Consider the following 24,873-nt stretch of genomic DNA (forward strand, 5'->3'; position numbering starts at 1 on the left):
GGCTTACGCGCGGCAGGCCATTGCTCGCAGTTCTGCGACGTGGCTAGGCGAGTCTTCCATCGAATTCAGCATACGCTTGAACATCATGGTGTCGCGCATCAGGCGACGCTGCAAGCGTTCCTCTTTGCTCAACTTTGGCTTAACGACAAGCACGGCAGCGCGGGCGATACCACGCAGCAGCGGCTTGAACACGAATGCCAGCGCCAGCGCCAGGATCACCAGCGGCAGGTACTGGGCAAATTCGATGATGTTAATGTAAGTAGACATGGCCGTTTCTATACCTTTAGAATCTATTGGTACTATAGTGCGCCGCAACATATAACGCCAATTCCGTTTCTCCATAACAATCATTATTGGTGTGAATGACCGATGAGCTTTCTGACCCTGGACCTGAATCTGCTGCGCGTTTTCGACGCGGTAATGACTGAGCAGAACCTGACGCGCGCTGCCGGCCACCTGGCCATGACGCAGCCGGCGGTGTCGAACGCCATCAAGCGCCTGCGCGAAAGCCTGGGCGACGATTTGCTGATCCGCACGGCTTACGGCGTGAAGCCGACGCCCAGGGCGGAAGCGTTGTGGCCCCAAGTCCGCAGCGCGCTGGCATCGCTGGAAGCTGCGGTGACGCCGGGCACGTTTGACGTGTCCAAGACCCATGCCACGTTCCGCATGGCGATGGCCGATGCAACGGCCGCGTTCTGGCTGCCTTCCCTGATGCGCTCGATTGAACGCGAAGCGCCAGGCGTGAACATCCGCATGGTCCCTTTGACAACGCGCGAACCGCGGCCGATGCTGCTGCGCGGCGATATCGACCTGGCGGTCGGCTTCTTCCCCGGCGTCGCAGCGCAGTTAATGAGCGAACCGAGCTCACCGATTCGCCATGAACGCCTGTATTCCGGGATTTACGTTGCCGTGATGCGGCGCGGGCACCCGCTAGCCAAGCAGGACCTGACGCTGGATAACTACTGCGGGGCCAACCACCTGCTGGTCAGCTTCTCCGGCCGTGCGCATGGCCTGGTCGACGAAGCGCTGGCGCAGATTCAGCGTGAACGCCGCATCCTGCTGACGGTGAACCAGTTCTTCACCGCCGGCCGCGTGGTGGCCAATAGCGACCTGATCACGGTATTGCCGAAGCACCTGATCGCCTCCACCGGCATGACAGACGCGCTGATCTACAAAGAGCTGCCATTCCAGCTCCCAGCCGTGCACCTGGACATGCTCTGGCACGAACGCGACGCCCGAAGCCCAGCCCACAAATGGCTGCGCGGCCACCTGGAAGGCATGAACGCCGTCGCCCAGAAGACGGCCCCGGGCACCAATCCCAAAAACGACACCTACTAGGCCTACAGCCGGGCTCGTGTCCCACCATGGGGTCACACCCGTTTTGAGACACGTGCTCAGCCGCCTACCGGGGCGAAACTTTGGATTGCCCGGGAGACGGTCTTAATCGAAACGCCGAAATAATCGGCGATCTGGCGCCGTGTGTAGGCCTTCGATTGATGGGCTCGTGCCATGGCTTCGTCGCGATCCAAGTACAGCGCGGCATAGGCGATAAGTGGTTGAACTTGCGCTTCGGTTGAATTGGTGCGCTCCGTATGAAGGCTCAAGGGATTGGGCATGCCGATGCCAGCCGCGACGAATGCCTCATAGGCTGCGACTCTTTCTTTGAGATCAGCACTTCCGAATTGCGACAGCAGCCAGTTCGTTTCCAGCCATTGCGGCGCAAATTGCGGCTGCAGATAGTGGCGATGGCTACTCCATAGCCAGTCCTTGGGGTCGCTCACTAATTTCGCCCGAACTGGATTCAGGCTGATATAGCGCGCCACCGCGAGAAGCTGCCTTTCCTTTCCTACGCCAACAGCATGGAACCGGCCCTGAATGACGTGGCCAGTTAATCCGTGACGCTTGTTGAAATGCTGACAATAAGTTGCGTTCAACATGTGCATGCCTTCGGAAAGATTGGCATGTACCGTCTCGAGCAATAAATGGTAGTGATTTGGCATCTGGCAGTAGGCATGAACCAGGAACGCATGCGCCTCGACCGTATCAGCCAATTTTTCAAGCCAGATCCGATGATCGCGCTCGTCATGGTAGATGGCTGCGCGCCGATTGCCACGCGAGGTTACGTGGTAGATCGCACCAGGAAAGATGATTCGGGGAGGGCGGCTCATGCGAGAACGTTAGCATGGGCAGCAACTGCATTAGCTGATTCTCGTCAACTGCCGAGTTCGTGTCTCGTTTCGGGTGTGACCCCATGGTGGGACACGGACTCGGCTGTTGAACGCTCGCTTAGGCCTCGAGGGTCATCAGGCTGGCGTTGCCGCCGGCGGCGGTGGTGTTGACGCATAGGGCGCGTTCGGCAATCAGGCGCCACAGCGGGATGTCGCCTTCTTCCGTCGTGTCGATGATCGACACAATCGCTCCGTCGCGTGCGGCCAGTTCTGGGCGCAACTTGGCGCCGAGGCTGGATTCCACCAGGGCGATCTGGAAGTCGGCTTTTGACATGTCGGCCGCGGCTACTGTCTGGATCATGGCTTTTACGTCTACCGGCAGGTCTGCCGGCAACGAACCATCTACTATCAACGCGCGATTGCCGGTCGACAGGACGGCTGCAATCTGGTTCAGCAGCACGTCGGTGTGCGTGGCGAAGCAGGCGATATTGCCGCGTGGGACGTAGGCCAGCGTGTTGCGCTCACCGGTCGGTCCCGGCAGGGCCGTCAGGCTGCCCACTGGCGTGGTACGTGCGTAGCTTTCGATATGCGCTGCGAGGCGGCTCTTGCCTTGTGCCTTGGCCCATACTGCCAGCGAGTCGATTGCAGGCATACCTTGGCGCTCGTGGCGCTCTAGCGTGACAGCGCCGCGCTGTAGGCGCTTCAGGTACAGCGGGCCGCCGGCTTTCGGGCCGGTGCCGGATTTGCCTTCGCCGCCGAATGGCTGTACACCCACCACCGCGCCGACGATGTTGCGGTTGACGTAGATATTGCCTACGTGTGCGCTGGAGGTGATGTAGTCGATCGTTTCGTCGATGCGCGAGTGAACGCCCAGCGTCAGGCCAAAGCCGCTGTCATTGATTTGCTCGATCACTTTCGGGAGTTCGGAACGCTTGTAGCGGATCACGTGCATGACCGGGCCAAACACTTCCTTGGTCAGCTCGGACAGGGAGCTGATCTCCAGCACGGTAGGCGGCACAAACGTTCCGGCGTCGGCGCCTGGCACTTCCAACGAGAAGCTGGCCTTGGCGTAGGCGCGTACTTTTTCGATGTGCGATAGCAGGTTTTGCTGCGCTTCCTTGTCGATGACGGGGCCGATGTCGGTCACCAGTCGGTCTGGCGAACCGATACGCAGCTCCTTCATCGCGCCTTTGAGCATCTTGATGGTCTTGTCGGCGATGTCTTCTTGCAGGAACAACACGCGCAGCGCGGAGCAGCGCTGGCCGGCGCTGTCGAAGGCAGACGAAATCGCGTCGCCTACCACTTGTTCCGGAAGCGAGGAGGAGTCGACGATCATCGCATTCTGGCCGCCGGTTTCTGCGATCAGCGGGATGTCCACATTTTCAGCAACGGCGCGCTTGGCCAGAGTGCGGTTGATCAGCTGCGCCACTTCGGTGGAGCCGGTGAAGATCACGCCTTTTACGCGCGTGTCGTTGCACAGGCCTGCGCCAACCACTTCGCCGCGGCCTGGCAGGAATTGCAGCGCTGCGCGCGGTACGCCGGCTTCATGCAGCAGTTCTACTGCGCGTTGCGCGATCAGCGGCGTTTGTTCAGCCGGTTTCGCCAGCACCACGTTGCCGGCTGCCAGTGCTGCGGCGGCCTGGCCCGTGAAGATAGCCAGCGGGAAGTTCCATGGGCTGATGCAGGTCACAGGGCCGAGCGCCAGCGTGTTGGTGCTGCCGCGCACTTGCACGGCGTAGTAGCGCAGGAAGTCGACTGCTTCACGCACTTCGGCAATTGCGTTTGGCAGCGATTTACCGGCTTCGCGCACGGCCAGCGCCATCAGCTCCAGTTTGTGGGTTTCGAACAGGTCGGCGGCACGATCCAGGCATGCGGCGCGGTGCGATGGTTCGGTGGTTTGCCAATCCATGGCGAACTGGCTGGCTGCGTTCAGGGCGTTGTTGACGTCATCTGCAGTGGCTTCGGTCACCGAGCCTACGACGTCGTCCTTGCGGGCCGGGTTGATGACGGGTTGCGCAACCTGGCCGGCACTGGCTTCAACTGCGAGCAGCGGGCCGGCAGTCCAGCTACGCGGTTGTGCCAGCGCCAGCGAAACTTCGCGCAGCACGTCTTCGTTCGACAGGTCGATACCGGCGGAGTTCTTGCGTTCTGCACCGAACATGTCCAGCGGGAGGGCGATGCCGTTGTGCGGAACGCCATTCAGTTTGCGTGCGGCTTCGATCGGATTGGTGATCAGGGAGTCAACCGGAATGCTTTCGTCGACGATCTGGTTCACGAACGAGGAATTGGCGCCGTTTTCCAGCAGGCGGCGTACCAGATAGGCGAGCAAGGTTTCGTGCGAGCCGACCGGTGCGTAAATGCGGCAAGCCTTGTCGAGGTTTTCTGCGCCGACCACCTGGTCGTACAGGGTTTCGCCCATGCCGTGCAGGCATTGGAATTCGTAGCCGTTGATGCCGTCGCGCTTAGCCCAGGTGTAGATCGTGGACAGCGTTTGCGCATTGTGGGTGGCAAATTGCGGGTAAATCACGTCGGTTGCTGCCAGCAGTCGTTGTGCGCAAGCCAGGTACGATACGTCGGTGTAAACCTTGCGCGTATAGACCGGGTAGCCAGGCATGCCATCGACCTGGGCGCGCTTGATCTCAGCATCCCAGTAGGCGCCTTTGACCAGGCGTACCATGAATTTGCGGCCGCTTCGCTTTGCCAGGTCGACCAGGTAGTCGATCACGAATGGGCAGCGCTTCTGGTAGGCCTGCACCACAAAGCCGATGCCGTCGAAGCCTTCCAGTTCAGCATTGAAGGCCATTGCTTCCATCAGGTCCAGGGACAGCTCCAGTCGGTCGGCTTCTTCGGCATCGATATTCAGGCCTATGTTGTAGCCCTTGGCCAGCTTTACCAGGGCGGTCAGGCGCGGCAGCAATTCGGACATCACGCGTTCGCGCTGGGCGCGGCTGTAGCGTGGATGCAGTGCGGACAGCTTGACGGAGATTCCTGGGCCGTTGCGGATGCCGCGGCCATTCGATGCCTTGCCAATGGCGTGAATCGCCTTTTCGTAGGCGGCGTAATAATAGGCCGCGTCGACTTCGGTCAGCGCTGCCTCGCCCAGCATGTCGTAGGAATAGCGATAGCCGCGCGCTTCGTTGTCCTTGCCGTTCTTGATCGCTTCATCGATGGTCTGGCCTGTCACGAACTGGTTGCCCAGCATGCGCATCGCCAGGTCGACGCCTTTGCGGATCAACGGTTCGCCACCTTTGGCGATCAGGCTGGCAATCGCCGAGCCGAGGCCTTCTTCGCTGGAGGAACTGACCAGCTTGCCAGTAATCAGCAAGCCCCAGGTCGCTGCATTCACGAACAGGGAGGGCGATTCGCCCAGGTGCTTGCGCCAATCGCCTTTGGAAATCTTGTCCGCGATCAGGCGGTCGGCGGTGGCGGAGTCAGGAATTCGTAACAGTGCTTCGGCCAGACACATCAAGGCGATGCCTTCTTCAGACGATAGCGAGAATTGATGCATCAGCGCATCCACGCCGGAGGAACGGGTGCGTTTTTCACGAACAGCGGTGACCAGGCGCTTGGCCAGGGATTGTGCATCTTGCGTAGTTTCCGGAGATCCGACGTTAATTTGCGACAGCAGCCATTGCACGGCAGTTTGTTCGTCGCGGCGGTACGCAGCAGTGATGGCGCTGCGCAGCGGAGTCGGATCTCGCAGGATCTCTGCTTGAAGTGCGGCGAACGGAGTGGTGTTCAGATGCATGAATGTCTCTATTGGCTAGTATGTAAAAAAGCTGGGAGTTGACACAAAAACACGCCCGGCAAACCCTGTTTGCGCGGGCGTGTTGTGCAGTGCAACTAATGATTCGATTGTACGGCGGAATCGCTCGGATTAATTCTGGTAATACTTATTACTAGCAATAGATAGTTTTTGGTGAGAGAATTTGACCGAATAAAATTAATAGTGGGGATGTAATGCTGGACAAGATCAGTAAGAAGATTCTGGCCGAGTTGCAGAACGATGGCCGGATCAGCAATGTGGAACTGGCTGCGCGAGTGAACCTGTCGCCTGCCGCTTGCCTCGAGCGGGTGCGAAAGCTGCACGAGGCCGGCTACATCATGGGGTATACGGCGCAGTTGAACCCGCAGCTACTGGATGTTTCGCTGCTGGTGTTCATCGAAGTTGTGCTGGATCGCACTACACCGGAGGTCTTTGATGCCTTCAAACATAGTGTCCAGCTCATTCCCGAAGTCCTGGAATGCCATATGGTTGCAGGCGGTTTTGACTACCTGGTCAAGGCTCGTGTGAAAGATATGGCGGCTTACCGCGAGTTCCTCGGCAAAACTTTGCTGCAGAAGGGGGTGCGGGAGACCCACACTTATGCGGTCATGGAAGAAGTGAAAAACACCACCAAACTGCCGATCAAGTAAGCGATTTGCAGAAATTCTGGATGACGCCATAGGCGTAGCGAGCGGCGACGGTTTGCACGAAGTGCATGAAATCCGTCGCCGCTTCTTCGTTTGCGTTGTCCGATATCGTCCGCATGATGGCAAAGGGCACTCCCAGTTCGTGACAAACCTGAGCAACTGCTGCGCCTTCCATTTCCACTGCCAGTAGATCAGGCAGTGCGTCTTTCAGGGCTCCCAGATGGGCTCTGTCCTTGATGAATTGATCACCGCTGCCGATCAGGCCGCGGTGAACTTGTGCGTTGTTCTGCAGGAATTCGCGCGTAGCCAGGCTGAGTTTCAGGCTCAATTCGCGGTCTGTAGGCATGCGTGAAAGCCCGGTCAGCGGTATTTCGAAGCGCGGGAACAGTGGGCTGGCATCAAAGTCGTGTTGAGCCAGGGAATCTGCGACGACGACATCCCCTACCTGAACCCCCAGGTCGGCAGAACCGGCCACGCCGGTAAAGATGATGTGGGTAACGTTGAACTTCTCCACAAGGGTTGCAGCTGTCACAGCAGCAGCTACCTTGCCAATTCGCGATAAAACAGCCACAGAATCGATTTTCCAGAGTTTTCCGGCCGTGTACTCACGCTTGCCGTGGATGAGCTTGTAGGGGCTCTCCATGGCTTCCAGTAGGCCTTGCTGTTCTTCTGCCAAGGCTGAAATGATTCCGAGTCGCATGCGCGAGTTGTCCTCTATTTATTTAAAGTTGTATACGAATAGATAGTAGTAGATAGTAAACGCGGCTCTATCTGTGGATAAACCTGTTAACATCCACAGAATCAGAAGTTTACGGATTGTAGAACTGGCTGGACAAGAACTGGGTGTAAACCGGATGAGTTCTGAACAAATTTTGTGCGTGAACTCAAAAACGGTGTTTACGCACATTCGCTCCTGTGGATATTCATTGGCTTATCAACAGGTGATGCAGTTTTTCAGCTGAAATTGGCGCTCCGAACAGGTATCCCTGGCCAAAATCGCAACCTGCTGCCATCAAAACTTCCAGTTGGGCTTTGTTTTCGACCTTTTCGGCGATCACTTTGATGTCGAGCTTGTGCGCCATCGTGACAATTGCTTCGCACAGGACCTGGTTGTCGCTGAAGCTGGTGTCCAGCTTGAGGAAATCGATCTTGAAACGCTTCAGGAAGTTCAGAGAGGAGTAGCCATGCCCGAAATCATCCAGGGATACCTGCAGGCCTGCATCCCTGAGCGTTTGTACCCGCTGTACCACTTCCCGGTTTGCCTCCAATAACAGCCCTTCCGTAACTTCGATGACCATCGAACACGGCGATAGCGCCTGTTCACGGAGTAATTCCAGCCAATGATCGACGCCTACCGCTTCGTGGCGAAACTGCCATGCCGACTTGTTCACGCATACTTTGAAGTCGTTGCCAAATCCTGCTGTCAGGGCTGCAGCTTCCTGGAATACCCATTCGCCTATAGCTGCGATGACGCCGGTATTTTCAGCAACCCCTATGAATTCGGCTGGCTTGAGCAGGCCTCGCTGCGGATGTTCCCAGCGAATCAAGGCTTCTGCCATTTCGACCTTGCCAGTCGCCAGCTTGCGGATTGGCTGGAATAGCAGGCGTAATTCCTTGTTTTTCAAGGCGTTACGCAGCTCGTTTGCAAGTTCGATGCGCATCTGGCTGGCTTCCTGCATGAAGGGCGCGAAGTAGTTGAAGCGGTTGCGGCCCTGCTGTTTGGCGGTGTACATGGCCTGGTCCGCGTTTTTGATCAGCACTTCGGCATCATCGCCGTCGTCCGGGAACAGAGAAATGCCAACGCTGCCCGATATATTGGCAATTTCGTGCTTGAGCTGGAACGGCCTGGCCAGGCTATGCAGGATTTCCTGGACGATCCTGACCACGTCGCCGGGTTCCTTAAGCTCGCTCAGGATTACGGTGAATTCATCGCCTCCCAGACGGGCGACCGTATCGGTGTTGCGCAAGCATTGCAGCAGGCGTTCGGCCACTTGTTTCAGCAGGATGTCGCCAAAATCGTGGCCGAGCGTGTCGTTGACAGCTTTGAAGCCATCGAGGTCGATGAAGACCAGCGCCATTGGCAGCTGGTCGCGCGCTGCTTTTTTGATCTCCAGGCGCAGGCGGTCGTTGAACATGCGCCGGTTGGGCAAGCCTGTGAGGGTGTCGAAGTTGGCCTGCTTCCAGATTGCTTCTTCGGTGGCTTTTTTCTTCGTAATGTCGGTGAACAGGGCGACGTGGCGCAGCGGAGTGCCCTTGTCATCGAAAACAGTATTGAAGCGCAGCGAGACGAGGTAATGGTCGCCATTCTTGTGCTGGTGCCAGATTTCGCCTTCCCAGTAACCCGTGTGGGTGATGGTCTGGCGCATCCGGCTATAGAACTTGATGTCCTGGTGGCTAGAGGTAAGTTCGTAGGCCAGGTGGCCGATGACTTCTTCCGACGCGTAGCCGCTGATCTGAGAGAAAGCAGGATTCACGGAGAGGATGCGGCCCTCGGCATCGGTCACCATCATGCCTTCGCTGGCGTTTTCGTACATGAGGGTCGCCAGTTTGCTCGATTCCTCGTGGCGCTTTCGATCGGTGATGTCTTCGGCCATGACGAACAGGCCGACTATTTTTCCACTCTCGTCTCGATCAGGCACGTAGGTGATGGCGTCGCAGCGGTCCTGGCCTTTTCGATGCATGCCGCGTTCGAAGTGGACCGTTTCGCCGGCAAAGGCGCGCTGCAGGTGAGGCTTCGTTTCCGCATACAGCCCTGGAGGCAGGACTTGCTGCAGGTTTTCCCCGCCGCCGTAAATTTCAGCAAAGCGGCGATTTTTGAAGGAGTAGTGCTCGTCGCGTTCCATGTAGGCGATCACGATAGGCAGGTTGTCGGCTATCAAACGCAGACGCTGCTCGCTGCTGGCCAGCTTCTTTTCGGTTTCGACCGATGTCGCGTAGAGGGTGCGGTAGCGGTTTTCGCGGTCTTCGGCTGCGGCAAAGGAACGCAGGGCATAAATGATTGCGGCGAGGATCAGGGTAAAGATCAGGAACAGGGCTACGCCGGCAATCAGGAGTTGCCGTTGTGAGATCAGCGCCAGGCCAACATTTGAGCTGCCTACGGTAACGACCAGCGGCAGGTTTGGCAGCTTGCGGTAACTGGCGATCCGGGATTTTTTATCTATCGGACTGATGGTTTCGATTGTGCCGATTGGGTTGTGGCCGAAGGCCTTGAAGACGTTTGAGTCGCGAATATCGCGATTGAAGGTTTGGTCAAAGAGCGGAGCGCGGGCGACGATGTGGCCGTTGGTATGGAACAAGGTGACGGTGACATCTTCGCTGAGGCGTGAATTTTCAAAAGTATCAGCCAGGCGGCTGGCATCAATCGGCGCCACGATCACACCGAGGAATTTGCCGTCAGCATCTTCAACTCGGCGGCTAAGGAAAAGAAGTCGCGAATTTGTGATTCGGCCACGGGTCGGTTCACCGACAAAAAGCTGGCTTCCAGGTCGGAGGTGAGCCTGGAAGTAGTCGCGGTCCGCAAAATTGATGCCTTTGATGGCGATATCGCGAGAACTGGCGACTGCAAAGCCATCCGGATCGATGAAGGTTATCCAGAAGCTGTTACCGAATGACGCTCCACGGGAAGAAATCAATCCATCGATCGTCTTTGGCGTGTAGGGGGCAACCTTGATGGCATTGGCAAAACCAAGCAAAGCAATGTCTGAAAGCTGGATAGTGCTCAAAACCTGGGCTTCGATAGCCCGTGCATAGTGTCGGGTTTGCTGACGGATAGCCTGTTCGCGATCGCGTGCAGAGGAAGCCAGCTGCCAGGCGACGACTGCGGTGGCGAGCAAGGCGAGCATCGTCATGGTGACGAGCAATCGCCTGCGAAAGCGTCGATAGGCGGCGGTGGTCGACAAGAGCCCCTCCAGGCGGATTGCATGGAACAACTTGCTTGTTCAGTATAGGTGGAGAGTTTTGTTTACGTTAGATTAGTGTGTATACAAAGTAGTAATGGTTGTTAACAACCACGACTTTCTGTGGATAAGTGCACCTTGCGGAGAAAAATCAGGGGTTTACGAGCTGTATAAGCAGGCGCGTAAACCTTGCGTGAGTTGCGAACTGTTTTTGGACAATTTTGGGCGGTTTTCGGGAAGTCTTGTTTACTCACAAACGATGCCTGTGGATATTCATAGCGTTATCCACAGCTCCGGACCAGGAGAAAGCTTGGAATCAGCGGGCCAGTTTGACTACATCATCGTGGGGGGAGGGACTGCGGGCTGTGTTCTCGCGAATCGCCTCACGCAAAATCCAAAAAGCCAGGTGTTATTGATCGAAGCGGGAGGAAAGGACGATTACGTCTGGATTCACATCCCGGTCGGTTACCTTCATTGCATCAATAATCCGCGTACGGACTGGCTGTTTCGCACCGAACCGGATGTGGGCCTGGGCGGCCGAAGCTTGATTTATCCTCGCGGAAAGGTTCTTGGCGGGAGTTCTTCGATCAACGGCATGATCTATATGCGAGGCCAGGCTAACGATTACGACCAGTGGGCTGAGCTATGCGGCGATCCAAGCTGGCGCTGGCCCGAAGTCCTGCAGCTGTTCCGCAAGAGTGAAGACCATCACGGCGGCGTATCGGATTTCCACGGCGCCGGCGGCGAATGGCGCGTTGAAAAGCAGCGTCTGCGTTGGGACATTCTTGACGCGTTCCGCGATGCTGCGGAACAGACAGGCATCCCGAAGGTCGACGATTTCAACCGCGGTGATAATTTCGGCTGTTCATATTTCGAGGTGAACCAGAAGCGCGGGATCCGCTGGAATACGGCGAAAGCTTTTTTGCGAGCCGCGACCGGGCGCCCCAACCTGACGTTGATGACGGGCTGCCACGTTGAAAAACTGGTGCTGGAGGAGGGCGTCTGCAAAGGCGTCGTATTCACAGGCGGCGGTACTCGCTGGAAAGCGGAGGCGGGTGAAACCGTGTTGGCGGCTGGGGCGATCGGCACGCCGCAGATTCTTCAGTTGTCTGGCATCGGCCCTGCAGACATGCTGGCGCAAGCCGGCGTGCAGCCGGTGCATGATTTGCCCGGTGTTGGAGCCAACCTGCAGGATCACCTGCAGCTGCGCATGGTATTCAAAGTCCAGGGTGCGCGGACCTTGAACACCCTGGCTTCAAGCTGGTTGGGCAAGGCACGCATTGGGCTGGAATATGCGCTGTTCCAGAGCGGGCCGATGTCGATGGCGCCTTCGCAGATGGGCGCTTTTGCACGTTCGGGTCCTGAGCAAGCCACGCCTAACCTGGAGTATCACGTGCAGCCGCTGTCGCTGGAGCGATTTGGCGAACCGCTGCACGACTTCCCTGCTTTCACGGCCAGTGTTTGCAACCTGCGCCCAACTTCGCGCGGCCATGTGCGGATTGCTTCGTCCGATTCATACGCGCCGCCAAAAATTACGCCGATGTACCTGAGTACTGACGAAGACCGGCGCGTGGCCGCGGCTGCGCTGAACCTGACGCGCAAGATCGTTTCGGCGCCGGCGCTGGCGAAATACAGGCCGGAAGAATGCAAACCCGGTGTGCATTTTCGCACTGACGAGGAGTTGGCCGAGGCTGCGGGGTCCATCGGGACCACGATTTTCCACCCGGTCGGCACCTGCAAAATGGGCCGCGCTGACGACGTTTCGGCCGTGGTTGACAGCGAATTGCGGGTGCTAGGTGTGCGCGGCTTGCGCGTTGCCGACGCTTCGGTGATGCCCACCATTACTTCCGGTAACACGAATTCCCCGGTAATCATGATTGCGGAAAAGGCAGCGCTTTTGTGTATGATCTAGCAAAACCGGGGAGACGCAATGTCCGACTTCATCTTGGAAACAAAGAGTTTGACCAAGGAGTTCAAGGGATTCACCGCTGTCGCCAACGTGGACCTGCAAGTCCAGCGTGGGCATATCCACGCCTTGATCGGTCCGAACGGCGCCGGCAAGACGACATGCTTCAACCTGCTGACCAAGTTCCTGGTGCCCACCTCGGGCCAGATTCTCTTTAACGGCAAGGACATCACCTCACACAAGCCGGCGCAGATTGCGCGCATGGGCGTGATCCGTTCCTTCCAGATTTCCGCAGTTTTCCCTCACCTGACCGTGCTCGAGAATGTGCGCATCGGCTTGCAGCGCAAGCTGGGTACTACCTTCCATTTCTGGCGCAGCGAACGCACGCTGGAGCGGTTGAATGGTCGCGCGATGGAATTGCTGGCCGAGGTCGACCTGGCTTCGTTCGCCGATACGCTGACGGTCGACATGCCGTATGGCCGCAAGCGCGCCTTGGAGATCGCCACGACGCTGGCCATGGAACCCGAACTGATGCTGCTCGACGAACCAACCCAGGGCATGGGCCACGAGGATGTGCACCGCGTTACCGAGTTGATCAAGAAGGTTTCCACCGGGCGCACGATCCTGATGGTTGAACACAATATGAGCGTGGTCTCAGGCATCTGCCACCGCATCTCCGTGCTGCAGCGCGGGGCGGTGCTGGCGGAAGGGGCGTATGAAGAAGTGTCGAAGAACCCGCAAGTGATGGAAGCCTATATGGGGACCGAAGCATGACGGCCGCGCTGGAGATCAGCCAGCTCCAGGCCTGGTATGGCGAGTCGCACATCCTGCATGACGTGAACCTGAACGTGAACCACGGCGAAGTGGTGACGCTGCTTGGCCGTAACGGCGCCGGCCGCACCACGACGCTGCGGGCCATCATGGGCTTGACCGGAACGCGTAAGGGTTCGATCCGCATCAATGGCCAGGAAGCGATCGGTCTGTCGACGCACAAGATTGCCCACTTGGGAGTCGGCTATTGTCCTGAAGAGCGTGGTATTTTCTCTTCGCTTACCACCGAGGAAAACTTGCTGCTTCCGCCGGCGTTGAAGACTGGGCAGGGCATGCCGGTCGAAGAAATCTACGGGATGTTCCCCAACCTGAAGGAGCGCCGAACGAGCCAGGGCACGCGCCTGTCCGGCGGCGAACAGCAGATGCTGGCGGTGGCGCGCATCCTGCGTACCGGTGCGCGCCTGCTGCTGCTGGATGAAATCTCGGAAGGGCTGGCGCCCGTTATCGTGCAAGGGCTGGCGCGCATGATCCGCACGCTGAAAGCCAAGGGTTACACGATTGTGATGGTCGAACAGAATTTCCGGTTCGCCGCGCCGTTGGCGGATCGGTTTTATGTCATGGAACACGGTCGGATTGTTGAGAGTTTTGCGTCATCGGAATTGGACGCCGGCATGCCGGTATTGACCGAGCTGCTGGGCGTTTGAATATCAAAACTGAAAACGGAGACACTATGAAACGCAACGCCATTGCCTTTGCAGCAGCCCTTTGCGCCTTTGGTAGCGCGCACGCCCAGATTTCCGGCGACACCATCAAGATCGGTTTCATTACCGATATGTCAGGCGTCTACTCAGACATCGACGGGCAGGGTGGCGCCGAAGCGATCAAGATGGCGATTGCCGATGCGGGAGGCGCGATCAACGGCAAGAAGATCGAATTTGTTTTTGCCGACCACCAGAACAAGGCCGATATCGCAGCCTCCAAGGCACGCGAGTGGTTCGACCAGCAGGGCGTTGACATGCTGGTTGGCGGCACAAATTCCGGCGCCAACCTGGCGATGGCGAAAGTGGCCGCAGACAAGAAGAAGGTCTTCATGGTGGTTGGCGCCGGTTCCTCGCGCCTGACCAATGAAGAATGCACGCCCTACACCGTGCACTACGCCTACGACACGGTGGCGCTGGCGCGTGGTACCGGCAGCACCATGGTCAAGCAGGGCGGCAAGAACTGGTACTTCCTGACCGCCGATTACGCCTTCGGCCACTCGCTGGAGAAGGATACGAGCGAGGTGGTCAACAAGTCGGGCGGCAAGGTGATTGGCAATGTGCGCCACCCCTTCCCTGGGACTGATTTTTCGTCCTTCCTGATGCAGGCTTCATCTTCGGGGGCGCAAGTGCTTGGCTTGGCGAATGCCGGCGGCGACTTTATCAATTCGGTGAAGGCAGCCAATGAATTCGGCGTGTCGAAGAAGATGAAGATGGCCGGCCTGCTGGTGTTCATCAACGACATCCACTCGCTTGGCTTGAATGCCACCGCCGGCATGTACCTGACCGACGGCTGGTATTGGGACATGAACGACACCACGCGCGCCTGGTCAAAACGCTACTTCACGAAGATGAAGAAGGAACCGTCGATGCTGCAGGCAGGCGATTATTCTGCCGCATCGCAATACCTGGCTGCGGTGAAGGCCGTGGGCACGGACGATTCGGACAAGGTGATGGCGAAACTGAAATCGACCACCATCAAGGATGTCTTCACCACCCATGGCGTGATCCGGCCGGACGGCCGCATGGTGCACGATATGTACCTGATGGAAGTGAAAAAGCAGTCGGAGTCCAAGTATCCCTGGGATTATTACAAGGTCGCCGCGACGATTCCTGGCGACCAGGCCTATATGTCGAAGGCCGAATCCAAGTGTGCCCTGTGGAAGTGAGCTAGATGGAAATCTTCGGCCGCCCGCTTCCGATGATGATGTCCCAGCTTTTGCTGGGACTCGTCAACGGCTCTTTTTACGCCATGCTGTCCCTCGGCCTTGCCGTGATTTTCGGTCTGCTGAATGTGATCAATTTCGCGCACGGCGCCATGTACATGATGGGCGCCTTCCTCGCGTGGATCGGCATGACCTACTTCGGCATGAGCTATTGGAGCGTGCTGTTGCTGGCGCCGTTGGTCGTGGGTGTCTTGGGTGTTGTGATCGAAAGGACAATGCTGCGTCGTCTGTACAAGCTTGATCATCTCTATGGGCTGCTGTTGACGTTCGGGCTGACCCTGCTGATCGAAGGCGGATTCCGCTCGTTTTACGGGGTCTCGGGGCAGCCGTTTGAAACGCCCGAGGCCTTGCAGGGGGCGACCGACCTCGGATTCATGGTGATGCCGAATTACCGCGCGTGGGTCGTGCTGGCCTCCCTGGTGGTTTGCCTGGCGACCTGGTTCGTGATCGAGAAGACGAAACTGGGCGCTTACCTGCGCGCCGGCACCGAGAACCCGAAGCTGGTGGAAGCGTTCGGCATCAACGTTCCCTTGATGGTGACCCTGACCTACGGCTTCGGCGTCGCTTTGGCGGGCTTTGCAGGCGTCCTGGCGGCTCCGATCCAGCAGGTGACACCCTTGATGGGGTCGAACCTGATTATCGTCGTATTCGCGGTTGTGGTGATCGGGGGCATGGGATCGATCCTGGGTTCGATCGTGACCGGCCTGGCGCTCGGCGTGATCGAGGGACTGACGAAAGTGTTTTATCCCGAATTCGCCAACACGGTCGTATTTTTGGTGATGGTCATCATTTTATTGCTGCGCCCCGCTGGCCTGTTTGGCAAGGAACGATAAATGAACAAGAAGCTGGGCTATTCCATCGCATTCGTGCTGGCGCTGGGCGCGCCGTTTGTCGGCTATCCCGTGCTGCTGATGAAGCTCTTGTGCTTCGCATTGTTTGCCTGCGCGTTCAACCTGCTGATTGGCTTTACGGGATTGCTGTCGTTTGGCCATGCAGCCTTCTTCGGGGCGGCGGGTTACTTTGCGGGAAACGCTCTGAAGAATTGGGGGCTGTCGTTTGAACTGAGCTTGCTGGTTGGCGTGGCGGTCGGTGCGGTGATCGGGTTGGTCATGGGCGGCCTGGCGATTCGGCGCCAGGGGATTTATTTCTCGATGATCACGCTGGCGTTGGCGCAGATGGTGTATTTCGCGGCGCTGCGCTTTACCGATTTCACCGGCGGCGAAGACGGCTTGCAGGGTATCCCGCGCGGCAAGCTGCTCGGGGTGCTGGACCTGGGCAGCGACCTGACGATGTATTACGCGGTCCTGGGGATTTTCATCGCTGGCTTTGCCCTGATCATGCGCACGGTGCATTCGCCCTTCGGCCAGGTGCTGAAGGCGATCAAGGAGAACGAGCCGCGAGCGATCTCACTGGGCTATGACGTGGACAAGTACAAGCTCGCGGCGTTCGTGCTTTCCGGTTCGCTGGCCGCGCTGGCCGGTGCGACCAAGTCGATTGTGTTGGGCTTTGAAACTCTGACCGATGTGCACTGGGCGATGTCCGGCCTGGTGATTTTGATGACCCTTGTCGGCGGCATGGGCACGTTGGTCGGCCCGATCATTGGCGCGATTGTGATCATCTCTTTGGAGAACAAGCTCGGCGACTTCGGCACCATGATCGCCGGTGCCACTGGTATTGAGTGGTTCTCCACACTTGGCGAAGCGGTCAGCCTGGTAATCGGCTTTATCTTCGTTGCCTGCGTCCTGTTGTTCCGTAAAGGGATCGTTGGCGAGTTCCTTTACCTGCAAGCGAAGAAGCGCAAGGCTTAGTTGGCTGGCTTGAGGCGGGAGCTATCGACCCAGCCGACGGCGACCCTCGCAGCTTTCGGATGCTGATAGAAGACTAGCGTATAGCGGCCGTGAACGCGGGATGCCTCGAGCCGGTCGCCCGGCACTACGAAAGTGCCGGCGATTTCGCAGCGCTCGTCCGGCGCCGAATGGAATTGCAGTCTCCCGTCGCCTGCCGCGATAAGGGCAGCAAGCTGCCGGCTGCTCTTTTCGTTCGCTTGTTCGTGCTTCGCGAAACACGCTTGGCTTACCGCTGCCAGCTCGTACATCTTCCCATCCTTCCACGTGATCTGCTCAATTTTCCCCACGCCGGGTTGGCGCAAATGGACGACAGGAGATTGGCCAGCGAAGCTGATTCCTGCGATTTCGGTGCAGGCACCGAAAGGGGGAGAGACCTGGAGCGGCGCTTTGGGTTGAATGCTGAGTAAGTGAAACGCTGCAGGACATTTGAGGGCTGGCTGCCAGGAGCGGACGAGGACGAAGTCCTTCGTGGCTTCCGGAATAAGGCGGAGGATTGCTGCGTCATCGGCATCGTCGATGGCGAAGGCCTTTTGTCCGTTGTGGAAAACCACCGGCTTGGTGGCGACATAACGAACTTCAGTGCGGCCAAAGCGCCCGTCAATTCCATCGCCTGCTGCGGCGGACCCGGCCATTAGCGAAATCAGAAGTGGAAGGGGTGACCGACCGGCCATGTGAAGTGTCCGCGTGTTAAGGAACGCGGATTATATCGTTGAGGGCCGTGATGTTTCAGAGCGCCAATTTGTAAAGTGCGTAGGCGTCGTCGCGTGTGACCGGACGCGGATTGTTGCCGAGCAGGCGGGTTTGCTTCATGGCCTCATCGGCCAGCAGGTCGAGGTCGCTGGCGGTGATGCCGACTTGCTGCAGCGTGCGAGGTAAGCCCGTGATGATGGCGAATTGTTGCATTGCAACAGCGAGTGCCTCGGCGCGCGCTGCGACGCTGCCTTCGGTGTGGGGAACGACAATTCTCGCTAGCTCGGCATATTGCTCGGCGCATGTCTCTGCGTTGAAGCGCAGCACATGGGGCAACACCAGCGAGTTCGATAGTCCGTGCGGGACATGGAAGACGCCGCCGATCGGATAGGCTAGGGCGTGGACTGCTGCGACGGGCGCGTTGGCGAAGGCTTGACCAGCCAGCATCGCGCCGAGCAGCATGGCCTGACGTGCGGCCAGGTCGTGTCCGCTCTCACAGGCGCGGATCAGGTGGCGCGACAGCAGGCTCAAGGCCTGGCGGGCCAAGCCATCGGAGAGGGGATTCTTCTTGTGTTTGCTGGTGTAGGCTTCAATGGCGTGAACCATTGCGTCGATGCCGGTTGCTGCGGTCACGGCCGAGGGCAAGCCAAAAGTAAGCTCGGCATCAAGGATCGCCATGTCGGCATAGAGCTGCGGCGCGACGATGCCCATCTTGCTGGTGGCGCCGGTTGTGACTATGGATATGTTGGTGACTTCGGAGCCGGTGCCTGCGGTCGTCGGGATTTGGACCAGGGGCAGGCGCGTTCCGCGGACATTGCCAATGCCGTAGATTTCTGCGAGTGATTGCGGGCTGTCGGTGAGCACGGCGACTAGTTTGGCGACATCCATTGAGCTTCCTCCGCCCAGACCAATGACGAGTTCGGTCTGGTTCTGGCGGGCGAGCGCGAGCGCCTCTTCGATTACGTGTTCGGGCGGATCAGCTAATACGTCCGCAAATTGTTCCACGTGAAACATTGCCGAGCGCAAGCTGGCGGTGGGCGCGTCGGCCAGTCCTGTGCGCAGGAAGCCTTGGTCGGTAACGAGCAACACGCGGCGGAGGGATGGGAACCGGGCGCGAAGTTCCTTGCCCAAGTCCTTTGTTGCGCCGGGGGCAGATAGAATTACGGGAACCGTCGCGAAGCTGAATGAGGTGATCTGGTTCATCAGAGGAGCTTACACCAGCCTCGGGCACCCTGCTGAGTTCCGGCTTACAATATTACGTTTCCGATTCAGTTGGGGCGGGGTGATGGTCGAGTATGGATTGTTGGCTGGGGCTGCGTTCGCGGCAGGTTTTGTGGATGCGGTCGTTGGAGGCGGCGGACTGATCCAGATTCCGGCTCTCTTCTCGGCCATGAGCGGCACTCCGCCGGCGACGCTGTTGGGAACCAATAAAGTTGCCAGCGTGTTCGGGACCAGCGCCGCCGCGGTGAACTATGCCCGCCGCACCCAAATTGCCTGGACGACCGTGGCGCCGGCGGCGGTCGCGGCTTTCCTGTTTGCTTTCCTCGGAGCCTATACCGTCACCAGGATTCCGCCTGACTTCTTGCGTGGACTGCTGCCATTTGTGCTGTTGGCGGTGGCCGTTTATACCTTCTATCGCAAGGACCTGGGCAGTGTTCACGCTCCGCTGCACACCGGTACGAAGGAGAAGGTGTTAGCAGTTCTGGTCGGCGCAGGGATCGGATTCTATGACGGATTCTTTGGCCCAGGCACTGGCAGCTTCCTGGTCTTCCTGTTCGTGCGCAGTTTTGGCTTCGATTTCCTCGGTGCGTCGGCGGCTGCCAAGGTGGTGAACGTGGCATGTAATGTGGCGGCAATCCTGCTGTTCGGATTCACTGGCCACATCATCTGGCAACTTGGTTTGATGATGGCGGTGTGCCAGGTGGTCGGCTCGGTGCTCGGCACCAAGCTGGCTTTGAAGCACGGCAGCGAGTTCGTGCGCCGCCTGTTCCTGGCCGTGGTGGTACTGCTCATTGTCAAAACGGGCTATGACGCATGGTTGAAGTGATAGTGTTTCACGTGAAACAATGAGAGAAAGAAATAGGGACGTACCCTTCAAAGGGGTACGTCCCCATTTCTTTTTCTCCGTCCTTTTGTTTCACGTGAAACATTGCGATCAAAAAAATCCTGCCCAAAAAATTCGCACGGTCGAAAAAACTTTATAATTCAGTTCGATCCCCAGCTTTCCCCCATTTTTACCATGTTATTTCCTACTGAATTCGACGTAATCGTTGTCGGCGGTGGTCACGCCGGTACCGAGGCGGCCCTCGCTTCCGCCCGCATGGGCCAGAAGACTCTCCTGTTGACCCACAACATTGAGACGCTGGGGCAAATGTCGTGCAACCCATCCATTGGCGGCATTGGCAAAGGCCACCTCGTGAAAGAGGTTGATGCAATGGGTGGCGCCATGGCCATCGCAACCGATGAGTCGGGGATTCAGTTCCGTATCCTGAATTCGTCCAAAGGCCCTGCCGTGCGCGCGACCCGCGCCCAGGCCGACCGCATCCTGTACAAGGCCGCCATCCGTCATCGCCTGGAAAACCAGCCGAACCTGTGGCTGTTCCAGCAGGCAGTAGACGACCTGATGGTGGAGGGCGACCGCGTCGTTGGCGCCGTCACCCAGATCGGCTTGAAGTTCCTGGGCCGTGCTGTCGTGCTGACCGCCGGCACCTTCCTGGACGGTAAGATCCACGTCGGCCTACAGAATTTCTCGGCTGGCCGTGCCGGTGATCCGCCGGCGATTTCGCTGTCTGCGCGCCTGAAAGAATTGAAGCTGCCGCAGGGCCGCCTGAAGACCGGTACGCCGCCACGCATTGACGGCCGGAGTATCGACTTCTCGCAAATGACCGAACAGCCGGGCGACCTGGACCCAGTGCCAGTGTTTTCGGTGATGGGCAATACCTCCATGCACCCGCAGCAGTTGCCGTGCTGGGTTACCCATACCAACCAGAAAACCCACGACATTATCCGAGGCGGCCTGGACCGTAGCCCGATGTACACCGGCGTGATCGAGGGCGTTGGCCCGCGCTATTGCCCGTCGATTGAAGACAAGATCCACCGCTTCTCGGCCAAGGAATCGCACCAGATTTTCCTGGAACCGGAAGGCCTGACGACCCACGAGTTCTACCCGAACGGTATCTCGACCAGCCTGCCATTCGATGTGCAGATCGAGCTGGTGCGTTCGATGAAGGGCCTGGAAAACGCGCACATCCTGCGTCCGGGCTACGCCATCGAGTACGACTATTTCGACCCGCGCGGCCTGAAAGCCTCGCTGGAAACCAAGGCGATCAACGGCTTGTTCTTCGCCGGCCAGATCAACGGCACCACCGGTTACGAGGAGGCGGCAGCGCAGGGCATGCTGGCAGGTATCAATGCGGCCTTGCAAACCAAGGGTGAAGAAGCCTGGACGCCAGCCCGTTCGGAAGCCTACCTCGGCGTGCTGGTCGACGATCTGGTGACCCAGGGTGTGCAAGAGCCATACCGCATGTTCACCAGCCGCGCTGAATACCGCCTGAGCCTGCGTGAAGACAATGCTGACATGCGCCTGACAGAAATCGGGCGTAAGCTGGGTGTCGTTGGTGATGCGCAGTGGGAAGCATTCGATCGCAAACGCGAGGCCGTTGCGCAGGAACTCGAGCGCCTCAAATCGACTTGGGTCAACCCGCGCATCCTGGCGGCAGCCGAGTCCGAGCGTGTGATCGGCCAAGCCATTGAGCGTGAATATTCGCTGGCCGACCTGCTGCGCCGTCCGGGTGTCGGCTATGAAAAGCTGATGACCATGACCGGCAATGAAGGCCAGTCATTGGCGGGGCCTGGTGTTACAGACGAGGCAGTGATGGAGCAGATCGAGATCACCCTGAAGTATTCGGGCTACATCGATCGCCAGTTGCGCGAAGTGGAACGCCATGAGCATTACGAAAACCTGAAGCTGCCTGAGGGCTTCAACTACGCCGAGATCACGGCGTTGTCGATGGAAGTGCGTCAGAAACTGCAGAAGCATCGTCCGGAAACACTGGGCCAGGCTTCGCGCATTTCGGGTGTGACCCCGGCCGCAATTTCGCTGCTGCTAGTACACCTGAAGAAAGCCGGCTACGGTGGTTTCGTTACGCTGAAAGATGAGGCAGCTTAATGGCGGTGTTTGATCGCGCCGCGCTGGCGCACGTACTGAAGAACGGAGTCGAAGAGCTGGAACTGGGCCTGAGCGAAGCACAGCAGGAAAAACTGCTGGACTACCTGGCCCTGCTGAACAAGTGGAACAAGGTGTACAACCTGACGGCCGTGCGCGACCCGATGGAAATGATGACCCTGCATGTACTGGATTCGCTGGCAGCAGTGCCCGCCTTCAAGGATGCGCAGAATGTGCTGGATGTTGGGGCAGGGGGCGGATTGCCAGGTGTGGTGCTGGCCATCGCGCGGCCGGACATGAAAGTGTCGATGATTGACATCGTGCACAAGAAGACAGCCTTCCTGAACCAGGTGAAAGCGGAGCTTGAACTGGGCAACGTAACGGTGTACACGAAGAAGGTGCAGGAACTGCAAGCCAAGACACCTTACGACGTCATCACCTCGCGCGCGTTCGCGGACCTGAGCGACTTTGTGAACTGGTCCGGGCACCTGCTGGCAGAGGGCGGGCGATTCATCGCCCTGAAAGGCACGGCGCCGGCAGAGGAGCGCGAACGGCTGCCAGAACCATGGAAAGTGAACGAGCTACAGCCTTTGGAAGTACCAGGACTCGACGCACAGCGCCACCTGGTTTTCATCGGCAGGACGCAACTGGCTAAACAGTATAAATAATTTTAATCGTTTATACGAAGTAAATAGTATAAACGATTTATACCGAATAAACGATTTAGACCATATAAGAAGACTCGATGGCCAAAATTTTCTGTGTAGCAAATCAAAAAGGCGGCGTCGGTAAGACTACCACGACTGTGAACCTGGCCGCCGGCCTGGCCAAACTAAATCAACGAGTGTTGCTTGTAGACCTCGACCCCCAGGGTAACGCGACAATGGGCGCGGGGATCAATAAGGCGACGCTCCAAGCTTCCACCTATGAAGTCTTGCTCGGCAGTGCCGACGTGGTGACGGCACGCGTGCGTTCGGAAGCGGGCGGCTTTGACGTGCTGCCTGCCAACCGTGAACTGGCCGGCGCCGAAGTCGAGATGGTGCAGCTCGAGAATCGCGAGCGCCGCCTGCGCGACGCACTGGGCCTGGCTGCCAAAGACTATGACTTCATGCTGATCGATTGCCCTCCTGCGCTGTCGATGCTGACTCTGAATGGTTTGTGCGCGGCGCATGGCGTGATCATTCCTATGCAGTGCGAGTACTATGCGCTGGAAGGGTTGTCCGACCTGGTCAACACCATCAAGAAGGTGCACGCCAACCTGAATCCGGACCTGAAGATCATTGGCCTGCTGCGCGTGATGTTTGATCCGCGCATGACGCTGTCGCAGCAAGTCTCGGCCCAGCTCGAGCAGCACTTCGGCGACAAAGTATTCAAAACCATCATCCCGCGCAATGTGCGATTAGCCGAGGCGCCGTCCTACGGCATGCCGGGCGTGACCTTCGACCCGACGTCGAAAGGTGCGCAGGCCTACATCGCCTTCGGCGCCGAGATGGTCAAACGTATCAAGAAAATGTAATCAACGATGGCAACCAAAAAAATGAAAGGCCTCGGCCGGGGCCTCGACGCGCTGCTCGGCGGCGACGAAGATCCGTCCAATCCAACTTCGCATCCGACCCCGTCGGAAATGGCGGTTGAATTCCTGCAAGCCGGTAAGTACCAGCCACGTACCCAGATGGATGAAGGGAGCCTGGCGGAACTGGCTTCCTCGATCAAGACCCAGGGGATCATCCAGCCTCTGCTGGTTCGGCCGGTGGGCATCGACAAGGCGAGCGGTCATGTCAAATATGAAATCATCGCCGGCGAGCGCCGTTTCCGTGCGGCACAACTTGCTGGCTTGGAAACTGTCCCGGTCCTGGTGAAGGATGTGGACGATACGACCGCGGCCGCAATGGCCCTGATCGAGAACATCCAGCGCGAGGACCTGAACCCGCTCGAAGAGGCGCAGGGTATCCATCGCCTGATCACCGATTTCAGTTTCACCCATGAACAGGCAGCGCAGGCAGTCGGCCGCTCCCGTTCGGCGGTGTCGAACCTACTGCGCCTGTTGAACCTGGCGGAGCCGGTGCAGACCATGCTGATGGCTGGTGACATCGACATGGGCCATGCGCGTGCCCTGCTGGCTGTCGACGCGGCATCACAAATTGCCTTGGCGAATGTTGTTGTAGCGAAACGACTATCGGTACGCGAGACTGAAAAACTTGTCCACAACCACATGGAAGAGGCCAAGTCCAAACCGGCGCCGCGCGCGAAGGAAAAGTCGGGCGACATCAAGCGGCTGGAAGAAGAGTTGTCCGATACCTTGGCAACCTCGGTCGTCTTCAAGATGGGGGCTAAAGGCCGTGGCCAGATGATCATCGATTTCGCGGATCTCGATATTCTGGATGGGGTAATTGCCCGTTTGCGCAGCTAAAACCCGGTAAATCTGGGTCAGACCCGAGGGTCTGGCCCGACCGACGGCTGCCGCAGACCCGGGTCCGACCCTTGGGGCGCCCCCGCCTTTCCGGGTTTTTATTACCCCGCAAGTAATCGCCAAATGCCTACCTTTTCAGCAGAATAAGTTGTTGTTAGAGCGACTTTTTGCGATGCACCACGTTTGACCTTGGGAACGTAAACAAACTATAATCCCGTGTCTTTGGGTCTAAAGGAATGGTGGCAAGTGAGTGATTCTTCGAGAAGTATCGCCTGGCCAGTTTTCCGAGTAGTTGCCCTACAGTTCACAATCGCCGTCCTCTTTTCCGCTACCGTGGCGCTTTTCGCCGGGGTGGAAAAAGGCTGGTCCGCAGCCATGGGCGGCGGTATGGCGGTGATCGGTAGCCTGGTCTACGCGTTGATGGTGGCGCGCGGCACCGATCATGCAAAGAAGGCATTTCGGGCGCACTTCCGTGCCGAGATGCTCAAAGTATTTGTAACGGCAGTGCTGTTTGTTTGCGCACTGGTGCTGTTTAAGTCAGCCGCCTGGTTATGGCTGATTCTAGGATTCGTAGTGGCATCCCTGGCTTACTGGCTGTCGCTGCTCAAGATTTAATCATTAAA

The 24,873-nt window shown here is 58.2% G+C and carries 21 protein-coding genes; 14 read left to right on the forward strand and 7 right to left on the reverse strand.

The window, feature by feature from the left end; all coding sequences use genetic code 11:
• Positions 1-3: 3 nt before the first annotated feature.
• A complete protein-coding gene (locus tag ACN9MZ_RS01675) occupies positions 4-267 on the reverse strand; it encodes a hypothetical protein (protein WP_426340611.1) in 264 nt (87 codons plus the stop codon).
• A gap of 102 nt (positions 268-369) precedes the next feature.
• Here ACN9MZ_RS01675 and ACN9MZ_RS01680 point away from each other — a divergent pair, with 102 nt between their 5' ends.
• A complete protein-coding gene (locus ACN9MZ_RS01680; RefSeq protein ID WP_426340612.1) occupies positions 370-1,338 on the forward strand; it encodes a LysR family transcriptional regulator in 969 nt (322 codons plus the stop codon).
• Between the two features lie 56 nt (positions 1,339-1,394).
• Here the strand turns inward: ACN9MZ_RS01680 and ACN9MZ_RS01685 are convergent, their stop codons facing one another.
• Together ACN9MZ_RS01685 and putA are read right to left on the reverse strand one after the other, a co-directional pair.
• Complete coding sequence (locus ACN9MZ_RS01685; RefSeq protein ID WP_426340613.1) at positions 1,395-2,168, reverse strand: REP-associated tyrosine transposase; 774 nt, start codon at positions 2,166-2,168, stop codon at positions 1,395-1,397.
• A 118-nt stretch (positions 2,169-2,286) separates the two neighbouring features.
• On the reverse strand, positions 2,287-5,916 hold the full coding sequence (gene putA, locus ACN9MZ_RS01690; RefSeq protein WP_426340614.1) for a trifunctional transcriptional regulator/proline dehydrogenase/L-glutamate gamma-semialdehyde dehydrogenase: 3,630 nt from the start codon (positions 5,914-5,916) through the stop codon (positions 2,287-2,289).
• 212 nt (positions 5,917-6,128) lie between these two features.
• On the opposite strand from putA, the gene ACN9MZ_RS01695 reads away from it, so the two are divergent.
• Positions 6,129-6,584: an Lrp/AsnC ligand binding domain-containing protein gene (locus ACN9MZ_RS01695; RefSeq protein ID WP_028103394.1), complete on the forward strand. Its 456-nt coding sequence runs from the start codon at positions 6,129-6,131 to the stop codon at positions 6,582-6,584.
• Here the strand turns inward: ACN9MZ_RS01695 and ACN9MZ_RS01700 are convergent.
• Positions 6,577-7,281 (reverse strand): 5'-methylthioadenosine/adenosylhomocysteine nucleosidase, encoded by a 705-nt coding sequence (locus ACN9MZ_RS01700; protein WP_426340615.1) that lies wholly within the window; start codon positions 7,279-7,281, stop codon positions 6,577-6,579. The genes ACN9MZ_RS01695 and ACN9MZ_RS01700 overlap by 8 nt on opposite strands.
• A gap of 223 nt (positions 7,282-7,504) precedes the next feature.
• Positions 7,505-10,480: a bifunctional diguanylate cyclase/phosphodiesterase gene (locus ACN9MZ_RS01705; RefSeq protein WP_426340616.1), complete on the reverse strand. Its 2,976-nt coding sequence runs from the start codon at positions 10,478-10,480 to the stop codon at positions 7,505-7,507.
• Positions 10,481-10,787: 307 nt separating this feature from the next.
• On the opposite strand from ACN9MZ_RS01705, the gene ACN9MZ_RS01710 reads away from it, so the two are divergent.
• The 6 genes from ACN9MZ_RS01710 to ACN9MZ_RS01735 are packed head-to-tail and all read left to right on the forward strand — an operon-like array spanning position 10,788 to position 16,946.
• Positions 10,788-12,389 carry a GMC family oxidoreductase gene (locus ACN9MZ_RS01710; RefSeq protein WP_426342850.1) on the forward strand — a complete coding sequence of 534 codons (1,602 nt, stop codon included), beginning with the start codon at positions 10,788-10,790 and terminating at the stop codon, positions 12,387-12,389.
• 18 nt (positions 12,390-12,407) lie between these two features.
• Positions 12,408-13,157, forward strand: a complete 750-nt coding sequence (locus ACN9MZ_RS01715; RefSeq protein ID WP_426340617.1) for an ABC transporter ATP-binding protein — start codon at positions 12,408-12,410, stop codon at positions 13,155-13,157.
• Positions 13,154-13,858, forward strand: coding sequence for an ABC transporter ATP-binding protein (locus ACN9MZ_RS01720; protein ID WP_426340618.1), 705 nt, complete (start codon positions 13,154-13,156; stop codon positions 13,856-13,858). The genes ACN9MZ_RS01715 and ACN9MZ_RS01720 overlap by 4 nt, the downstream gene beginning before the upstream one ends.
• Before the next feature lie 26 nt (positions 13,859-13,884).
• Positions 13,885-15,081 carry an ABC transporter substrate-binding protein gene (locus tag ACN9MZ_RS01725; RefSeq protein WP_426340619.1) on the forward strand — a complete coding sequence of 399 codons (1,197 nt, stop codon included), beginning with the start codon at positions 13,885-13,887 and terminating at the stop codon, positions 15,079-15,081.
• 5 nt (positions 15,082-15,086) lie between these two features.
• A complete protein-coding gene (locus tag ACN9MZ_RS01730) occupies positions 15,087-15,971 on the forward strand; it encodes a branched-chain amino acid ABC transporter permease (RefSeq protein ID WP_426340620.1) in 885 nt (294 codons plus the stop codon).
• A complete protein-coding gene (locus ACN9MZ_RS01735) occupies positions 15,972-16,946 on the forward strand; it encodes a branched-chain amino acid ABC transporter permease (RefSeq protein WP_426340621.1) in 975 nt (324 codons plus the stop codon). It begins immediately after the preceding gene.
• Here ACN9MZ_RS01735 and ACN9MZ_RS01740 read toward each other — a convergent pair.
• On the reverse strand, positions 16,943-17,617 hold the full coding sequence (locus tag ACN9MZ_RS01740; protein WP_426340622.1) for a hypothetical protein: 675 nt from the start codon (positions 17,615-17,617) through the stop codon (positions 16,943-16,945). The genes ACN9MZ_RS01735 and ACN9MZ_RS01740 overlap by 4 nt on opposite strands.
• A 94-nt stretch (positions 17,618-17,711) precedes the next feature.
• A complete protein-coding gene (locus ACN9MZ_RS01745; RefSeq protein WP_426342851.1) occupies positions 17,712-18,869 on the reverse strand; it encodes an iron-containing alcohol dehydrogenase in 1,158 nt (385 codons plus the stop codon).
• 91 nt (positions 18,870-18,960) lie between these two features.
• Here ACN9MZ_RS01745 and ACN9MZ_RS01750 point away from each other — a divergent pair, with 91 nt between their 5' ends.
• The 6 genes from ACN9MZ_RS01750 (at position 18,961) to ACN9MZ_RS01775 (ending at position 24,865) form a co-directional block, all read left to right on the forward strand.
• Positions 18,961-19,722 (forward strand): TSUP family transporter, encoded by a 762-nt coding sequence (locus ACN9MZ_RS01750; protein WP_426340623.1) that lies wholly within the window; start codon positions 18,961-18,963, stop codon positions 19,720-19,722.
• Between the two features lie 192 nt (positions 19,723-19,914).
• Positions 19,915-21,843 carry a tRNA uridine-5-carboxymethylaminomethyl(34) synthesis enzyme MnmG gene (gene mnmG, locus ACN9MZ_RS01755; RefSeq protein ID WP_426340624.1) on the forward strand — a complete coding sequence of 643 codons (1,929 nt, stop codon included), beginning with the start codon at positions 19,915-19,917 and terminating at the stop codon, positions 21,841-21,843.
• Complete coding sequence (gene rsmG / locus ACN9MZ_RS01760) at positions 21,843-22,508, forward strand: 16S rRNA (guanine(527)-N(7))-methyltransferase RsmG (protein WP_426340625.1); 666 nt, start codon at positions 21,843-21,845, stop codon at positions 22,506-22,508. The genes mnmG and rsmG overlap by 1 nt, the downstream gene beginning before the upstream one ends.
• A gap of 77 nt (positions 22,509-22,585) precedes the next feature.
• Positions 22,586-23,356, forward strand: a complete 771-nt coding sequence (locus ACN9MZ_RS01765; RefSeq protein WP_426340626.1) for a ParA family protein — start codon at positions 22,586-22,588, stop codon at positions 23,354-23,356.
• A gap of 6 nt (positions 23,357-23,362) precedes the next feature.
• Positions 23,363-24,250: a ParB/RepB/Spo0J family partition protein gene (locus tag ACN9MZ_RS01770; RefSeq protein WP_426340627.1), complete on the forward strand. Its 888-nt coding sequence runs from the start codon at positions 23,363-23,365 to the stop codon at positions 24,248-24,250.
• Between the two features lie 246 nt (positions 24,251-24,496).
• On the forward strand, positions 24,497-24,865 hold the full coding sequence (locus ACN9MZ_RS01775; RefSeq protein ID WP_426340628.1) for an ATP synthase subunit I: 369 nt from the start codon (positions 24,497-24,499) through the stop codon (positions 24,863-24,865).
• The last annotated feature ends 8 nt before the right edge of the window (positions 24,866-24,873 follow it).

This window comes from Pseudoduganella sp. S-14 (assembly GCF_049913285.1).
In the GTDB taxonomy this organism is placed as follows: domain Bacteria; phylum Pseudomonadota; class Gammaproteobacteria; order Burkholderiales; family Burkholderiaceae_D; genus Rugamonas.

Bases quoted from the DNA above. Each gene is read 5' to 3' on its own strand.
- ACN9MZ_RS01675 (WP_426340611.1), bottom strand. From the start codon at position 267: ATGTCTACTTACATTAACATCATCGAATTTGCCCAGTACCTGCCGCTG.
- ACN9MZ_RS01680 (WP_426340612.1), top strand. From the start codon at position 370: ATGAGCTTTCTGACCCTGGACCTGAATCTGCTGCGCGTTTTCGACGCG.
- ACN9MZ_RS01685 (WP_426340613.1), bottom strand. From the start codon at position 2,168: ATGAGCCGCCCTCCCCGAATCATCTTTCCTGGTGCGATCTACCACGTA.
- putA (WP_426340614.1), bottom strand. From the start codon at position 5,916: ATGCATCTGAACACCACTCCGTTCGCCGCACTTCAAGCAGAGATCCTG.
- ACN9MZ_RS01695 (WP_028103394.1), top strand. From the start codon at position 6,129: ATGCTGGACAAGATCAGTAAGAAGATTCTGGCCGAGTTGCAGAACGAT.
- ACN9MZ_RS01700 (WP_426340615.1), bottom strand. From the start codon at position 7,281: ATGCGACTCGGAATCATTTCAGCCTTGGCAGAAGAACAGCAAGGCCTA.
- ACN9MZ_RS01715 (WP_426340617.1), top strand. From the start codon at position 12,408: ATGTCCGACTTCATCTTGGAAACAAAGAGTTTGACCAAGGAGTTCAAG.
- ACN9MZ_RS01720 (WP_426340618.1), top strand. From the start codon at position 13,154: ATGACGGCCGCGCTGGAGATCAGCCAGCTCCAGGCCTGGTATGGCGAG.
- ACN9MZ_RS01725 (WP_426340619.1), top strand. From the start codon at position 13,885: ATGAAACGCAACGCCATTGCCTTTGCAGCAGCCCTTTGCGCCTTTGGT.
- ACN9MZ_RS01730 (WP_426340620.1), top strand. From the start codon at position 15,087: ATGGAAATCTTCGGCCGCCCGCTTCCGATGATGATGTCCCAGCTTTTG.
- ACN9MZ_RS01735 (WP_426340621.1), top strand. From the start codon at position 15,972: ATGAACAAGAAGCTGGGCTATTCCATCGCATTCGTGCTGGCGCTGGGC.
- ACN9MZ_RS01740 (WP_426340622.1), bottom strand. From the start codon at position 17,617: ATGGCCGGGTCCGCCGCAGCAGGCGATGGAATTGACGGGCGCTTTGGC.
- ACN9MZ_RS01750 (WP_426340623.1), top strand. From the start codon at position 18,961: ATGGTCGAGTATGGATTGTTGGCTGGGGCTGCGTTCGCGGCAGGTTTT.
- mnmG (WP_426340624.1), top strand. From the start codon at position 19,915: ATGTTATTTCCTACTGAATTCGACGTAATCGTTGTCGGCGGTGGTCAC.
- rsmG (WP_426340625.1), top strand. From the start codon at position 21,843: ATGGCGGTGTTTGATCGCGCCGCGCTGGCGCACGTACTGAAGAACGGA.
- ACN9MZ_RS01765 (WP_426340626.1), top strand. From the start codon at position 22,586: ATGGCCAAAATTTTCTGTGTAGCAAATCAAAAAGGCGGCGTCGGTAAG.
- ACN9MZ_RS01770 (WP_426340627.1), top strand. From the start codon at position 23,363: ATGGCAACCAAAAAAATGAAAGGCCTCGGCCGGGGCCTCGACGCGCTG.